Genomic DNA, 15,792 nt, shown 5'->3' on the forward strand with positions numbered 1-15,792 from the left:
ACATCGCGTCCGCCCTCGCGCATCTGGATGCTCACTACGCGATGTTGGATTGTAGGACCCCAGGCGCGCGAAGAGACCGGTTTCTAAACGATATCCGGCGCTTCCAAACCCCGATAGCTGAAAGCAAATTACGGGCAGGGCTCGTATCTTGTGGAACAAGACGTCGCTCAGCTGATGACATCCAAAACCTCGCGTTCGGTACTTGGCTGACGTTCCTAGAACCGGTGCAGGGTCTGGCCGAAGCCCTGGACGAGTATCGTTTTACCGATGACGGAGTTGGTTGGCCAGGAGCCTTTGGCCGTCAGTGGGCACGTCGTGCCAGCGATGTGGCATGGACTATCTACATGGCGTCATGCGAACCGACCTGAATTCGGCTGCTTGCCCCCGGGGCGCGGAGCCGGGCTACTACGGAACCTTATGAACTATGTCCACGTGAGATGTTCTTAGAGACTCGCGTGTGTGCTCTCCTGCCTCGAATCCAAGACAGGTGCACCCTAGCCGATTCGCATCGAAGGAATTGAAGTGCGAGTGTACGACAGCGTGACACGTTTCCCGGGGCCGGACTATACAGATATCGCCCGAATTTCCGACCTCGACCTTCGAATGATACGCGACGATACGCCGGGGACCGAATGTGTAATTCACCTGAATAATGCCGGGGCAGCCTTGATGCCTCGACCGGTGATCGATACCATGCGGGAGCACATCACCTTAGAATCACAGATCGGCGCATACGAAGCCGCAGAAGCGATGGAGGGTGAGATCCGTGCTTCCTATACCTCGATAGCCCAACTACTCGGTTGCAGTGCGAACGAAATCGCAATAACGGACAGCGCGACGCGGGCTTGGGGCCTGGCTTTTGGCTCGATCCAATTTCATCCCGGAGACAGGATCCTGGCTTCGCCGGTCGAGTACGGGAGCAACTACCTGGCGCTGCTGCACTCGGTGCGACACCTCGGTATCGAAGTCGAAATACTGCGTGTCACGGAGTCGAGCATCATCGACACTGCCGCATTGCGCGAAACCATGGACGAGCGGGTTCGGGCCATTCTCGTTACCCATGTACCAAGTCACTCCGGAGTGATAAACCCGATAGCCGAGATAGGGGAAGTAGCGCGCAAATACGGTTCGCTGTACATGGTCGATGCCTGTCAGTCTGTGGGACAAATACCGATTAGCGTATCCGAGATCGCCTGCGACTTCTTGTCCGGATGTGGCAGAAAATATCTGCGAGGCCCGCGCGGAACCGGCTTTCTCTATATGCGACCAGACATCTCGCACGAGATCGAACCGCCAATGTTGGGATTGGACGGAGCTAGATGGTTGGGTGGTACTCGATACGAAATCGCGCCCGGCGCAAAGCGGTTTGAAACCTGGGAGGCGAATACGGTGGCTAAGCTGGGCCTCGGTGCTGCCGTCGACTATTCATTGACTTTGGGAATTCACGCTATTCGAGAACGCGTCACCACGCTGGCGGACTACCTACGCCGGTGTTTGACCTCGGTTTCGGATGTCCATCTGCTGGACCAATATAACGCGGACGGATTGGCCGGAATAGTTGGTTTCGATGTCCCTGGGCGAAATCTCTACGAGATCAGAAACCAATTGAAAAAGAAGAGAATTAACGTTTGGATTTCTCTGTCGAATACCGCGTGCGTAGACATGGAGAGGCGGAAGCTGAACGAATGCATCCGTGTATCGGTGCATTACTACAACACAATTGAGGAGATCGACACCTTTTGCAACTCGCTACTCGATTCAATTGACGGGCGCGTGTGAAGCATGACTTTAAAGCGGATCGCGAATTTCGGACCGGATGCGTCGCGGGTATTGAGCTATGGTTGCTTGATCGCTGCGGCCGTGTTGTTCGGGTGCACGGGAGTCCTGGTCAAGAACGTCTTTAAACCACCATACTCTACGCTGTCTCTCATATCACTTCGGGCAGTCGTCAGCTTGCTAGTAATGTTGCCTATAATGGTGTATAGGGGCCTGTCTGATCTGAGGATAGATCGGACGCAGTTTCGAGCTCTGCTGGGTCTCGGTCTGTGGCTGTTGCTGGTCAACGTAACCTTCTTCTGCGCGATAAACTTGGTGCCTGTTGCCGAAGTAATTGCTCTGCAGTACACCGCGCCAATTGTGGTGCTACTCGTGGAAATTTTGAAGAAGGCCCAGCCAATGACTCTTTCAGCTGGCGCCGTCGTCGTCGCCTGCACCCTCGGTATAGTACTCCTCTCGGAGGTCCGCTCCGTCGGACTCGGAGGAAAGGGCACAGCGGGTTTCCTTCTTGGTGTGGCTTCTGGTATATCCTTCGCCTTCTACAATCTGCAGGGAAAATATTCTAGCGCAATCGGTCTCAATGCCCGAACGACAACCTTCTATTCGATCCTCTTTTCTGTTGTTCCCTGTCTACCGTTTCTGCCCTTCCTTAAAATTGACTTTTTCGTGGAGAGCTGGCAGACCTTCTTCTGGCTGATCGTGGTGTCGATCCTCGGTTGCGGTCTTCCCTGCCTGTTGTTGTTCAAAGGATTGGGAGGGGTCAGCGCCTTTCCGGCGACGGTCGTAGGTGTTCTGGAGCCCGTTGTTGCGGCGATTTGTGCATATGTGGTTCTGCATGAGAACCTGTCGCTGCAACAAATGGCTGGGGGAGTAGTCGTTGTTTGTGCAGCGGTTTACGCTCCGAGGTCGGTTTCTCGGAGATATCGCTGAGGCGGTATTTCTCATATCCCTTCGACGTTTGGAAGACTTGATTTGATTATTGAACACCATCCGGCAGAGCTTCTCGACACATATCTGGAGATCTGTTCGGGAGAGCAGCTGTTCGTATCCCAGGCACTCGCGGCTTTCGATGCGGTAGATTCGCTTGGCAGTATGCTCGACTGTGCAGTCGGTACCGGATTCGGGACGATCCCGTTGTTGCGGTCTGGTCTACCGCTCGTTTGCTCAGATGGCAGCGCCGAGATGATAGAAAGATTTCACCTGAACTGCAGACGTGCGGGGCTGGGAAACCGGTCGATTCTGGCCCAATGGGCAGACCTGCCGAACTACTTTCCGGCCGTCTTCGACCTGGTAATGTGCCGGGGGAATTCATTGGCGTACGCCGACTCGTGGGACGACGAGGAAGCTCCCAACCCCGATCCGGAAAGAATCGGTCGGCACCTGCGCGGTATGGCGGGAGCGCTGCGCAGCGGCGGTGCGTTGCTGTTGGACATCCCGGATACCCGTGACATCACATCAGATGTCTCCTATGTCACGGAGAACGGCGGGTTAACCAGGGATGGTCTGCGTGTGGCGATTGTCGACGAAGTGCACGTATCACTGGCGCACCGTCTCAGACGATGGCGCACGACAATGACGATCGACGGGACGGTATATGGGTTCGAAAGAACGTCGCATCTGATTCAATTGGAGGAAGTTCGGTCCGACTTAAAGGCGTGCGGCTTCGACGAAGTGAAAACACTTGAGATCAGGAATATTCGAGATAATTTCATTTCACTCTTGGCGATAAAGTTGTAGTTCTGTTGTCTCAATGGAAAGTAGTCGGCCCGTATGCGGATAGTAGTAGTTTGCGGTGGAGTAAGTTCCGAACGAAGTGTCTCGATGTCTTCTGGTCTGACTGTAACGAAAGCTCTAATCGCCGCGCATCACGACGTTGTCGTGCTCGATCCGGCACAGCAGCCGTCGGTGCTCATCGGCGGTTCCGGCTCGGGTACAGACCACCTCTTCGACCTGGAGATCCAGGCTGAACTGCCTGGTTCCGGCGTCGGTCGGTGCGGAGCCTCATTTCTCGACTCGCTGATGGCACCCGATGTGTGGGATCAGCTCAGAGGCGCGGACATCGTCTTCGTCGCCCTGCATGGCGGATGGGGCGAGGACGGGCATGTGCAGGCACTGTTCGAGATGGCCGGTATCCCTTTCACGGGCGCGAGTAGCGTGGCATGCAATTTCTCGTACCGGAAAAGTCGAAGTCTTCAGCTGTTAAAAGCAGCCGGAGTACCGACACCTGAGCACGTTGTGTGGGAAAGCCAGGTACGGTCGGTGCCTGCCGATGCTATCGCGATGGTAAATCGGGGACCTGTCGTCGTCAAACCTGATACTGAAGGCTCAAGTGTAGGCGCTCATTTGGTCGATAATGCAGTACAGATCGAATCGATCAAGAACAATACCGCTGATCTGGTAATCGGTCCCTACCTCCCGGGCCGGGAGTTCACAGTCGGCGTCATCGGCGATACGGTGCTGCCACCGGTCGAGATCAACAATATTCGCGCCTTGTTCGATTACCAGTCCAAGTATCGAAGGGAAGTTTCCTGTCAATGCCCCGCCCCTGTCGATGATGCATTGAACGAGCGTCTGAAAAAGTATGCTCTCAGTGCACACCAAGCGCTCGCCTTCGACTCGACGATGTATTCGAGAATAGATTTCCGGTGCGACGCGGACGAAAATCCATTTGTGCTAGAGGTGAATGCACTTCCTGGCCTCTCGCCGGTGAGTTTGTTGCCTCTGGCGGCCATGCAGCTGGGCTGGAGCTATCTGGAGTTGATCGAATCCTTGATCAACCTGAAGCTTAGTAGTATTCGGAGATGTCGGTCCGTTTCAGCATCCAGCGGTTAATATTGCAACTGGTACGCTCAGAGATGAAATGATGGCCAGGTTAGTGACCGATCGGAAGCTGGTCGTCGCGAGCCAGTGTGAGTCCGGTCCAGGTAACTGCGAACGGACGTCGTCCCGGGTGCGTGCTCGTACGAGAAGTGCTGGAGGAACTCAAATCCGCCCGCCGCCTCCGGACCGTGATCCGGCAGGTACCGAAAGATCATCCGAGTCCCCGCCTGGAACCCACACCGCCCCAGGCGCCCTCAATCAACGAAGAAACCAACCGACAAGGCCCGGTTCGTACATCCCTTCGCAGATGGCCCCTACCGCTACGTCAACGGCATGGCCATTATCTAGCCAGAGCGCCTGTTCAAACTGTTCTGTGCCCGGGATAGACGGGCTGCTGCAGGGGGTGTCATTGTCATCCGCGGCGCATGGCGTGTTGGACGTGGTCGCGGTCAGGGGTGATCTGGGCGTGGCGCTGGGTCATGGCGGGGATGGGGATCGTCCCGGTTATGTGGGCTTGGTAGACGGCGCGGGCGTCTTCGAAGGCGTCGCGGGCGCCGAACCGTCGAATTCGGCCTCGGAAGAATCACATACGAGACCAATCTGACCGCCGACAACGGGCGAGAACTCCGCAACACTGTCGCCTACTGGGCCCAGCACGCGCGAAAGATCTCTGCATACAACAGATTCCGCCGCTAGGGTCTGATTTCTTCTCTCGCAGCGAGATGGACCACACCAGCTGACCGAAGAACGCGCACCCGAAGCGCCTCCACCGGTAAAGCGATCTCGGGTCGTCGGAAGTGTTCGACGGAGTGGGCAACTGGCCTCGGCCGGGTCAACTTGCGGTGTAGCATTATCGTGTGCGGCCCCCGAACTACCCCTTGGTTCGGGGGCCGATACCCATACGTCGATTGCCGAACTCGGAGGGTGGATAGTTCGTTATTTCTGTCCCGGCGCGGGTGTAATCGGCGGCGGGGGAGTCTGTACGAACGGTTCGGGGGCGAACTTGTCGCAGTGCACGCTGGGGGATTCGTTGGGAGCTCCGGGTGGTTCGATTGCGGTGACGAGTGTGCGTGGGGCGGGTGTCTGATATGGGTCTGCGGCCGAGGGTTTTGTTGTCGACACTACGGTCAGCGCTTCAGCGGCGTGGGAACGATTCCCGGGGTCTTTGACCAGCTTGTCGTCGATAAGGCTGTATGTGCCGGGTGTGTCGAACTGGCACAGGGTCACGCGGTAGCCGTCCTCGGCAGGCGTGGTGCCGACTACTCTCCAGAGCATTCCACCGGTGGCTGGCCACTTGCTTTGTGTCGCCTCCCAGCTCGATCTGGAACCGATGTATGTACGAGTGACACGTTCGTTGTAGGCACGTTCGAGGTCGGGTTCGTAGTGGTCGGCCCACATGAATTGATCATCTGCCATTGCGGTTTCGGCGGCGAATCGTGCGGCAGCTTCTTCTTGGCCCGTCAGCGGTACCGCGAAATCCCAAGTGAAGGTAACGGGCGGATAGGGCGACTTCGGCCGAGCTGTCGTCGTTGGTGCTGATGGTGATGCGGTGGGCTGGCCGGGCTGGTTCGCGCAGGCGGTGACCACCGCGGCGGTGGCGCAGAGAACGGCCGATGCTCTGATGATCGTGCGGTTGCTGTAAAGTGACGTTCCTGTCATTTCATCTCCAGCTTTTCGGATCCTCCATCAAGGAAGTTCTGGAGCTTTTGCCGATCGTCCTTCAGGCCCATCGCAATGGCGATGTCGCCGGACTGTTCCGACTCACGCATATAGTCTGTCAAACCTCGATCGTGCAAGTACCGCGTCAGCGCATCGCTCGTGCCTTTCGGGTTTTGGTCCGCTACATGGATCGGTCCGTTGTGATCGGCGTTGAGCAGGTCCGAGGGTAGCTGACCGTTTCGATAGGCTGCGTCCAGTAGCTTGTTCCTCGTTTCGTGACTTAACTCCGCGGAAATGTTGTTGACGTTCGGATCTTGGACATGGATCGGATCGGGCTTGGGGTTCCAGGCTTCGATCGCGGAGTCCATCCATTTTGCAGGCAGGCCGGTGCCATACTTGTTGACGGGATCACCGACTACGCTGGGAAGAAGGTCGGTGGCCGGTTTGGTGATTTTGTCCATGGGAACTGCGTTGGTGACCAGCTCTTTTGCGATGTCCGCAGCTTTCTGTTTGCTGTCGTAGACCTCTTGCAGGTGTTTCGCGGTTTCCTCGGCGTTCATGTTGTCCTGCTGGAACAGGGCGTTGTAATGCTGGACGGTCATCCGGTCGTTCAAGCTTTGGAAGTGATTGAAGTCCTCGTTGTTGGAAAGCCAGTCTCCGACGTTGTTTCCGCCTTCCCGCATCGCCTGGTCGTAGATGGCGGCCTCGCGGAGCGCCCGGCCGGTCTCGAGCAGGTTGCGGCCGTCCTCGGATTGGTTGGCCAGGAACAACAGTCGGTCCCCGTCGTCACGGCTGAGCCGCACCTCGGTGGAGGTGAGCTGGGGATACACATGCGGGCCTCCGGTAGGTAGAGCCAGCGATTGCCCCTGCCTGGGGTCGGCGAGCGCATCCAGATTGGGTGCGAGTACCTTCGACAGCCCGGTGGCCAGTTCGGGGTTCTTCTTGAAAAGGTCGGCGTTGTTCTGGAAGACGGTGTGGTCTCCCGATCTCGCCAGCTGCTCGGGGTGCTTGTCGTCTGCGGGGGCGAACACGTGGGGTAGTGCGGCGATGGTTTTGCGTGAGAGGTCGCCGTCGGGTGTTTGGTCGTGGGCGTGTTCGCCTGCCCAGCTGTACAGGCCGGAGGCGACCTTGCCTTTGTCGCCCCAGTCATGCCCGAAGACTTCGTTGCGGAAGGTTTTCGGGTCGCTGTAGATGTCGCCGGGGGTGGTGACTTGTGCGGGGGGATCGGTGAGGAGGTTGTAGTCGACCTCGTGGTTGCGGACGCCGAGGTCGAGGAAGGCGCGGGCGGCGTCTTTGATCTGCGGTTTGTCCTGGTCGAAGAATTCTTGGGACAGGCCGGTAGGGCCGACGTATTTGAACCGGTCGACCAGATCGTTTACCGACTGGGTCTTGCCGTCGACGTAGCCGGCGAGGCTGGCGCCGGTGACGGCCAGCTGCCCGCCCATCGCCTTGCCCGGTGTGAAACCGGGGTTCGCCTCGCCGAGCAGCCGCGCGAATTTGGATTGGTCGGCGAGGCGGTCCTTGAATTCCAGCGCGGTCTTGGGTGGGGTGGACTCCAGCCGGTCCGACACCAGGTGTTGCATATAGCTGGGCAGCTGGTTCATGCCGCCGGGCCGGAATTGGCCGTCGGGGCCGGTGCTGCCGACCTTTTCGTTGGACAGCATCATGATGGCGTTGGCCAGGTTGTCCCGCTGCACCGCTGCGGCCGGGGTGGTGATACCGGCGCCCCTGGCGAGTTCTTCGGATTGGGTGAGCCGATCCGAGAGCGCGAACAGTCCGTCTTTGCCGGAGTTGGTGAAGAATTCGTGGTAGTAGTCCTGCACGTCGGCGGGAATGGTGGTGACGTTCTTGCCGTCGGCCAGGTCTTGGAGGTCTTGCGGGGTCAGGTAGTACTGCGGCATACCCGCTGCGATGGCGTCGATCGCCGCTTGGTCGTGCGTGCGGGCGGCGTCGGCCAGCCGTTTGCCGTCCTCGCCGCCGAGGCGACCGCCCTGGGACGCGGCTTCGTCCACTTCGATGGCGGAGCCGAACAGGTCACCGGCGGCGCGGACCAGTTCGCCGCGCTCGCTGAGCAGGCGCCCGAGTTCGGCCTCGGCCTGCGCCAATTCGCGGTAGGCGGTGTTGATGGCGTCCTGATGGGACTGCACGGCGGCGGCGTCTTCCCCGGAGACCTGCCAATTGTCGGCGACTTTCAGCCTCGCCTGCTCGGCGTCACCGGCCTTGGCGCGTAACACGGTGCGGTGGGAGTCGACGTTGTCGACCGCGGGCCCGAAGGTGTCGAGGAAGTCACCGATATCCCGGTAGATCTTGCGGGCCTCGTCGTGGTCCTGGCCGACCCGGTCGTAGGCGGCGGTGTAGGCCGCGCCCTTCCAATCGTGCCCGGCGTCGGTGAAGTACTTGCGTGACTTGTCGATCTCTTCCAGGAACTTCTCGTTGCCGCCGTGAACGGTTGTGGCCCAGTCCTTCAGCGTTTGCAGGTTCCAGCGGTCCAGCTCGGAACGGCTCGGCATCACTGCCTCCCCGATGCGTGGAAGTCGAGTTCGTGCATCTTGGCGGCGAACTGCTCGTCGGTCATCGCCAGACTCTTACCGCACTCGCGGACTTTGCCGGCCACGCCGCGCATCCGTTCGGCGACCCGCAGGTACGCGCCCTCCACATTCTCACTCGCTTGGATACAGGCCCGCCAGACGGTCGATCCCGGCATGGCGACGGCGACCTCGTTGTCCTTGCCGCGCACCTCGATGCCATCGATCGCGCCCCCGATCGTGTCCAGCGTCCCCGCGAGCTTGGTGAGCTGGTCGATGTCAGCCTGAAGCATGGTCGGTCCCCCTACTCTCATCCCACGGCCCGCATCGCGACCGAATATCCAACCAAACGGAACCAACGTAACAGCCACACGAATCGGACGAAAACGAACAATCCGGCGGTGCGGCGCGGTCGCCGGAACCACACTGTTACCGGTGTCCGGCGAGCCGCGTAATGTACTGCGCCAGTTCTTCGTTGGCGACCGGGATCAGGCTCATATCGGACCCGACGGTCAGTAGGTAGCGTCCGTCGCCGGTGAAGTCGAGCCACGTGCGATGCTGCGGCGGCGGGGACATCTCGTCCTCGGGCAACACGGTCACGGTGAGATAGCCGCGGGCATCGATCGGGCGGCGCAGCACCTGCCGCAAGCGTTTGGCGCGGCGGCTGCTGTCGGTTTCCTGCCATTGGCCCGGGTCCGGGAACAGTACGGCTTGCCGGGGTTCGCACATCGCCGCCAATCCGCCTGCCGGAGCCGAACCGAGAGCGGTGACCAGATGCTTGGCGACGGTCCGGGCGTGACAGGACACCACGGTCACCGTCTCACTGTTAGCGAGAACGGCGGCGCCCCACTCGGAGAACGCGACACCCAGCGCCAGGATCGACTCCGGTTGCTGCTCACCGTCGGTGAAACGGTCACCGAATGCCGTGATCGTGGTGACATCGGTGCGAGCGATGAACCGCAACGTGCCGGTCAGATCCGGGTCACCGTTGAACGGAAACCTCTCGGCGAGTTTCAGTGCGGCCCTGGCGCTTTCGGTTCCCGCTCGACCGTGTGGAGCGAGGTTGATCGGATACGGCCGGCGATCTCGACCCGTCTCCGTGGCCCAGACGTGAGTGAACCCGTCCGGTGTGAACGTCCACCTCACTCGCCGTCCCCCATCGGGGGCTTCCCGTAATGGATCCTCGGCTCGGCAGGCGACGCGGCGCTCGGCGGTACCGGTGGGGCCGGTTCGATGACGTCCGGGTCGGAACCCAACACACCGGACCCGGCATCCGGCAGGTCCGACAACTCCTCCCACTGTCGGCGCAAATAGTCCGGACTGGACTTGGTGCGTTCCCCCTCCGACCCTTTACCGCGGCCGCCGTGCGGCATGCCGCTTGTCGGGGAACCCGGCGCACCAGCCGCCGACGCAGCGGCACGCCCAGCAGCCCCGGCCGATTGCGCCGCTGCTGGTGACTGCTGCCCGGGAACAGACCGGCCCGGCCGGGCCGGGGACGAACCGCCACCGCGACTTATCGAACCCGAGCCACCCCGGCCACCTCCGATCGGACCGATACCGCCGACCTGCCCCGGACCCACGCCCGAGGACGCCGTCGCGCTCGACGGCACGGTCTGGGTGCCCTCGCCGGGACCGGTGCCGGTGACGCCGCCGGGCAGACCGGGGATCGAGGATGGCTGCGTAGCCACAGGACCCCCAGCCGACGAAGGTCGGGTCTGATCCGCTGATTTCCCGGGCTCCTGATCGTTGCCGCCCGCCTGATCACCGGGCTTCCCGTCCCCGGACTGGCTCTTGTCGTCGGACCCACCGGAGCCCGGACCAAGATGACCACCGCCGGAGCCGGTGCCACTGCCCGAGCTGAGACCACTGCCCGAGCCGGTACCGCCAGGGTTTTGCCCTCCGGGCTGGTCACCGCCCGGTGCGGGCGGGGGAGGCATGAACCGCGGCACACTGTCCCCCGACGCTGGGTGGGTAGGGTTGTACACGTAGTTCATCGTGTCCTGCACGTCCGCCTGCATCGCCGCTGCCGCGTCCTGATACTTCCGCAACCGAACACCACCATCAGCAGCCTCGGCCGCAGGATCCGGATCGGCCTTATACGGCGGAGGCGGCGGCGGGATCGCGGCGCGCACCGTCTGTGCGCTCTCGGAATTCAAGCTCATCAACTGCTGCACGGCGGTCGCCGTCGTATGGGCCTCGCCACCCCCGGCCACGAACGCATCCGTCGACTGCTGCGCGGCACTCGCGAAAGTCCCCGACCAGGAAGCGAACTCACGCTTCACGTCCTGGGAGAACGTAGTGAACAATTCGTTCAGGTTGTCGGCGCGGTTCTTCCACTCGGCCGCGATCTGACCCAACGCACCCGGATCGAGCTTCTCATGCACCAGATCCCAGATCTGCTGGTGAGTGTAGGGGGCGAACACCTCCCGATCAGGCACATACGCCGGATCGCTCCCGGCCGGACCGAAACCGGTCACATGCCCCAGCTCGGACACCTTCACCTGAATATCGAAGGCATGATCCTTCGCCGTATTATCAGCCACCAGGTTCGCCCCCTTGTATCTAGTTGTCTCCGATACGCGGAATGATTGCCTCCGCCAGATCTGTCATGCCCGCGCACTGCTCGGGAACCGGGCCGTCGATCTTGTCTGCGAATGTGACTCGGGCAAAATCAACGTAGCCGACCTTTGTTTGCAGCAATAGATCGCAGAGGGCGCGCCGATTCGGGCGAAGCAGCATCGCCGCGTGTCCGTCGATCGTGAGGTCTTCGACCTGGTCTCCATCCAGACCGGCTTTCGACCGGCCCTCATCCATTGTACGATTCCCCGATAAGATGCTGAGAACATATGCTTTATCTGGAGACTTAAACTCGCATCCTAGGAACGTGTACTCGGCATGGATGTCTGTGGCACGCTTACGAGATTGAGGGTCATAGCCGATGCGTTTGACCGTATCGTCATCGATCCAGGTGCAAGGATCGAAAGCAACGTCCGGCCGATTCTCGTTCTGCTGCTTCGGCGGCTGAAGGCTTGGCGCCGTCAACGTTGGAAATGGTGGCCGCCCACCAGAGCTGGTCACGCTCGACTCGGCCCCCACGGTGGTGTTTCCGGTAGTTTGCGCTTGAGGGGTGCCGTGGGTCGAAGTTGCGCATCCTGCCACCAGTAGTGCAACCGCTACACCCATGATGCCATTGCGGGTGTAGTGTCGCAGATGGTGATTGCTAACGGCCTGAATTGTCATACGTCGCCCTCAAGGTAATTCGCAGTTGCCTTGATTGCGGCCTTGTTGGCAGCGTCGGCCTCGGTAAACTTCTTCCCGGCAGCCAAGTAGGCCGCTTTGTAGCGCAACGCTGTTTCCCGGAAAGCAGCGAGGGTGTCCATGTACTCCTGTCCCTTTTTGCTGAACCCCTGTGTGAGCCCGCGACCGGAAGGTAAGTCGGCAAACCCCGTGACTCGAGTAAGCCGTTGTGCGGCTGCTATCTCGTCTACCAAGCCATCCGCCAGCTTGTCGCAGGTCGCCGCCAGTCGTAGCGCGCCGTCCTCCGGCATTCGGAATTCTCCGGCTTTGGCGGCTTCGTACATTGCCTGCCCAGCCATTTGCCCCTTGTCCGGTAACGCCACAGCCGCTCACCCCCTAGGTCTCGACTGCCGGGCGTGGGCAGCCCAGCCTAGAGGGAAAGCGTATCAGCGCCTCCGAGTGAACGTTCAACGTCGCCGCGGTCCACCCTCGGCTGGGCCGCTGTGCCGCGCTCTGCGGTCAGTGTGGCAGCAGCGGAACCACGATGTTCGCGACCTCGAGAACACGGTCGCGGGGCTCCACAGGGCTTCGTGGGTCCAGCCTGAGTACCTCGATGCTGTAGGAGCCCTGGGGCGACGGGAAGATCAGATGGAGCTGGCCCCCTGTCCGGTCCCGGACAGGGCGATAGAGGAGCCCGTCGCGGCCAGCCACGGTGACCGGCACGAATTCGGCTCCGGCTTCCTTTCTCCGGAAGTCGTCTACCGTGTAGATCTGCGACCACACCGCGACGGCGTAGGTCCGGGGGATGTCGTGGCCGCCGCATCGTTTGAACCCGTCGACTCGATCGAAACCAGCGATGCTGGAGCTGAGGGTGGAGGGATCGATGCCGATCTGCTGCCACACGTCGTGACCGAGTGCGCAGGGATCCCACAGTGCGTCTGTGGCTGGTGCCGGGGCGGTGGCTGGGATAAGGGAGTGGTTGTTCGTCTGTTCACGCTCGTCGGTCATGACCGCCCACCCAGCGTGTGTTCGGCAACCCAGGTGTCGGCGCATCCTTTGGCTTCCTCGACCGACCGAGATGTGGTCTCCCACAGCATGGTTCCGTCTGATTCGCCGATCCACCACGTACACGTCGATGGTGCCGTTGCTCGTATGCGTCCAATACATCTTGGGTAGAACTTGAACAGCCAGTAGCGCTGTGGGCCCTCGCCGCGAAGCTCCCACCCGCCGGTGGCGTGCTCGGGGCGGATCATTCCGGACGGTTGCTCGCTCATATCCGTTGCGCCTGTCCGGGTGATGTCGTGGTTCGAGCTATCGAGTCCATAATTTCCTACTTATGTGAGTGGGTTGCTGGTACATCCCGAACAGCGACGGCCGAGACGCCCAGCGCGGTGTCTTCGCCCACGTATGCAGAAAGGTGGTTGCTGCCTTCACGCAGGCGATGGAGTCGATCTGCTGGTCGACGAAGGTGCGTGCCCTGTGAAGACCAGGGTTTGCTTGGTCGGGGTGACCGAACGGTCCGGCGTGCATACGCAGCCGTCGCTGCCCCTACGCCGCGTTGGTCGTATTCGGGGGCGAGTCGTTGGACTAGTTCGGTCGCATTCTCCCGAGATCCGCGTGTCCGGCGAACCGGGCCAGATCTCGGGAGCTGCCTCGAATTCCACTGCGGCCCAACGATTCGATACTGCCTACGACGTGAAACAAGCTGAGGGAAACCAACACTGGCGTAGGTGCAGAGCACGCACATCGCCCAGAAGCCCAGACCGATCAACACGGCGGTCATATCAACCTCCGGGGGTTCGCAGCCGAGCCGTGCATGCGAAGCCGGACGACCGCGATCACGACCACCAGCGCCGCACCGGCGGATGGCTGGAGTGTGCTGCCAGCGTTGCTCGCCGAGAAACCACTACGATAAGGTCCCGATTCGTCGCGTGAGTGGTATCGAATTCGTTTGCTGCTCATGGTGATTCCCGAAGTAGCTGGTCTTGGCTGGGTTTCCGAGAGTTGATCGGGCGGTGGACCCATCGCCGAGAAACGAGACGGGATCTGCGTTCGGGCCTGGGCGAGGCAGACTCGCCGGTCATTGGTCGTCGTCTCCGGTGTCCAGGTTGATGGCTTGTTGGAGGCGGATTTCCGGGATGATCCGGCTCAACCAGGCGGCGAAAGCGGCATAGTCGATGGAGGTGGTGACCGTGAGGGGCCGCCCGGCCGGGTTGCGGTGCAGGCGGGCGTCGGGGCCGACGAGGATCGGCTCGGTGACGAACTCGGCGACTCGGGCGCCCACCGCGACGGCGACGGCGACGGAGTCGGCCTGCCAGCTGCCGTCGGGGTGGCGGGCGAACCAGTGGTCGCAATACAGTTCCGCGAGCTGGGCGAAGGGGGTGTCGGTGGTGTGGAACCAGTCCACGAGCGGCGAGTCCGGAGTGACGCGGAGCCTCGGGTGGTTGGTGTGGGTCGACAGCAGCAGCCGGGGGCGGTGCGCCATGCGCAGGGCGACTCCGGCGGCGACCTGGTCGATGTGCAAGTTGTGGCTGGCACGAGGCATTTTTCGGTAGTGGTCGAGCCATCCGCCCTGCAGCACCAGGTCGATGGTCTCGCTCAGGTGCGGGTGCCGGTAGAGCAGGGCGGCGATGTTGGTGAATGCGCCGAGACCGATCACTGTGACCGGGGCGTGTTCGGCGCTGGTGGCGACGATGTCGACGGCGTCGCTGTGCGGGCCGGGGATCCGGGGCAGGGGGTAGTCGGCGAACAGGAAGCGGGTGTCGCTGTCGGCGAGTTCACTGCCCGCGGCGACGGGTACCTCGGGGCGGCCGAGCAGATCCAGCACCAGCCTCGCCAGGCCAGCTCGCCGCCCGCGGGTCTCGTCGGAGGTGATCACGATCAACCGGCGGATGATGCGCGCGGCCACCCACAGTGCGATCAACTCGTCGAGGTCCCAACCGATCTGGCTGTCGAGCACAAAGAGTCGCGAATCGTCGCCCTCTTTGTCGAGGTCCCAACCGATCTGATTCTTGAGCACATAGATTCGGGAATTGTCGACTGCCGCAGCCGGAGTCGGGGTAGCGGCCGGTGCGGGAACGGGGACCGGAGGGTCAGGGTCGGGGTGCATGGCGGTTTCCTTGGACAGGTGCGAGGGTGTTGCGGTCGGGTTCGGGCGAGGCCGTGGTCGGTCGGTCCGGTGGTGAGGCGAAACAGGTTGTCGCCGGGGTCATGCCAGGCGGCATGCCCCGGTGGGCTCGTCGTCGGCGGCGAGGCGGGTGAGGCTGGCCAGCCGGACCAGACAGTCGTCCGGTGAGTGGTTGCGGTGCAGGGCGTGTAACTGCTGCGCGCGGGCGCGAGTAAGTGGTCCGAGGAACTCGACCCGGCACATCACCTCCGCGAACCGGCTGCCGGCGGGCACGAACAGGTGCGGATGCGACCGGTCATCGGTCATGACGACCCCGGATGGTGGTCGCGGCGGCGATGATGGCGTCGGCCAGCGCGGGCACACCGGGCCGGGTCCGGCCCTGCGGCGGACGTATCCACACCCGGACCGGGTCACCGGGGGTCGGCAATCCGATCACCCCGCGCGGGACCACGACCATCACACCGAACCGCAACAGCCGCATCGCGATTCGCCCCGACTCCCCCAGCGAAGTCGGACCGTCGCCCAGCAACATCCACACCGTCGAATGAATCGACACCACCGGCACCGGGGCCAGCCCCTCGGCCGCGAGCACCCGCACCGCCAGCGAGCGCGGCATCATCAACCCCGACACCGGCTCCGCACTCACAT

15 protein-coding genes and 1 pseudogene are annotated in these 15,792 nt (G+C 61.7%); 5 read left to right on the top strand and 11 right to left on the bottom strand.

The genetic code is table 11. The features are described from left to right. The first annotated feature begins 528 nt into the window (after positions 1–528). From HPY32_RS03095 to HPY32_RS46780, 5 genes and pseudogenes are all read left to right on the top strand, one after another. On the top strand, positions 529–1,779 hold the full coding sequence (locus HPY32_RS03095) for an aminotransferase class V-fold PLP-dependent enzyme (protein ID WP_197696409.1): 1,251 nt from the start codon (positions 529–531) through the stop codon (positions 1,777–1,779). A 3-nt stretch (positions 1,780–1,782) separates the two neighbouring features. Continuing rightward, a complete protein-coding gene (locus HPY32_RS03100; RefSeq protein WP_082870945.1) occupies positions 1,783–2,706 on the top strand; it encodes a DMT family transporter in 924 nt (307 codons plus the stop codon). A gap of 42 nt (positions 2,707–2,748) precedes the next feature. Beyond that, positions 2,749–3,513, top strand: a complete 765-nt coding sequence (locus HPY32_RS03105) for a class I SAM-dependent methyltransferase (RefSeq protein WP_156674202.1) — start codon at positions 2,749–2,751, stop codon at positions 3,511–3,513. Between the two features lie 33 nt (positions 3,514–3,546). Beyond that, positions 3,547–4,608, top strand: a complete 1,062-nt coding sequence (locus tag HPY32_RS03110) for a D-alanine--D-alanine ligase family protein (protein ID WP_082870946.1) — start codon at positions 3,547–3,549, stop codon at positions 4,606–4,608. Between the two features lie 555 nt (positions 4,609–5,163). Beyond that, positions 5,164–5,292: pseudogene (locus HPY32_RS46780) on the top strand (histone-like nucleoid-structuring protein Lsr2); the annotation flags it as partial. Positions 5,293–5,532: 240 nt separating this feature from the next. Here HPY32_RS46780 and HPY32_RS03120 read toward each other — a convergent pair. The 11 genes from HPY32_RS03120 to HPY32_RS03170 all read right to left on the bottom strand — a co-directional run bounded on the left by HPY32_RS03120 (position 5,533) and on the right by HPY32_RS03170 (position 15,790). Next, complete coding sequence (locus tag HPY32_RS03120; RefSeq protein ID WP_156674203.1) at positions 5,533–6,255, bottom strand: hypothetical protein; 723 nt, start codon at positions 6,253–6,255, stop codon at positions 5,533–5,535. Then, complete coding sequence (locus HPY32_RS03125; RefSeq protein ID WP_067583032.1) at positions 6,252–8,765, bottom strand: TPR repeat domain-containing protein; 2,514 nt, start codon at positions 8,763–8,765, stop codon at positions 6,252–6,254. The genes HPY32_RS03120 and HPY32_RS03125 overlap by 4 nt, the downstream gene beginning before the upstream one ends. Further along, positions 8,765–9,073 (bottom strand): hypothetical protein, encoded by a 309-nt coding sequence (locus HPY32_RS03130; protein ID WP_067583035.1) that lies wholly within the window; start codon positions 9,071–9,073, stop codon positions 8,765–8,767. Before HPY32_RS03130 ends, HPY32_RS03125 begins: the two co-directional genes overlap by 1 nt. Before the next feature lie 136 nt (positions 9,074–9,209). Then, entirely contained in the window at positions 9,210–9,926 is a 717-nt protein-coding gene (locus tag HPY32_RS03135) for an ESX secretion-associated protein EspG (protein ID WP_067583038.1), read from the bottom strand. Further along, complete coding sequence (locus tag HPY32_RS43765) at positions 9,923–11,323, bottom strand: WXG100 family type VII secretion target (RefSeq protein WP_067583041.1); 1,401 nt, start codon at positions 11,321–11,323, stop codon at positions 9,923–9,925. The genes HPY32_RS03135 and HPY32_RS43765 overlap by 4 nt, the downstream gene beginning before the upstream one ends. A gap of 19 nt (positions 11,324–11,342) precedes the next feature. After that, positions 11,343–12,020 (bottom strand): DUF3558 domain-containing protein, encoded by a 678-nt coding sequence (locus tag HPY32_RS03145; protein ID WP_082870947.1) that lies wholly within the window; start codon positions 12,018–12,020, stop codon positions 11,343–11,345. After that, positions 12,017–12,400, bottom strand: coding sequence for a hypothetical protein (locus HPY32_RS03150; RefSeq protein WP_067583047.1), 384 nt, complete (start codon positions 12,398–12,400; stop codon positions 12,017–12,019). The genes HPY32_RS03145 and HPY32_RS03150 overlap by 4 nt, the downstream gene beginning before the upstream one ends. Positions 12,401–12,536: 136 nt before the next feature. Beyond that, a complete protein-coding gene (locus HPY32_RS03155; protein WP_156674204.1) occupies positions 12,537–13,025 on the bottom strand; it encodes a DUF3558 domain-containing protein in 489 nt (162 codons plus the stop codon). A 1,072-nt stretch (positions 13,026–14,097) separates the two neighbouring features. After that, complete coding sequence (locus HPY32_RS03160) at positions 14,098–15,126, bottom strand: nucleoside hydrolase (protein WP_082870948.1); 1,029 nt, start codon at positions 15,124–15,126, stop codon at positions 14,098–14,100. A 99-nt stretch (positions 15,127–15,225) separates the two neighbouring features. Beyond that, complete coding sequence (locus HPY32_RS03165; RefSeq protein WP_067583056.1) at positions 15,226–15,450, bottom strand: hypothetical protein; 225 nt, start codon at positions 15,448–15,450, stop codon at positions 15,226–15,228. Further along, complete coding sequence (locus HPY32_RS03170) at positions 15,440–15,790, bottom strand: hypothetical protein (RefSeq protein WP_156674205.1); 351 nt, start codon at positions 15,788–15,790, stop codon at positions 15,440–15,442. The genes HPY32_RS03165 and HPY32_RS03170 overlap by 11 nt, the downstream gene beginning before the upstream one ends. Positions 15,791–15,792: the final 2 nt, after the last annotated feature.

Source organism: Nocardia terpenica (genome assembly GCF_013186535.1).
Lineage (GTDB): Bacteria > Actinomycetota > Actinomycetes > Mycobacteriales > Mycobacteriaceae > Nocardia > Nocardia terpenica.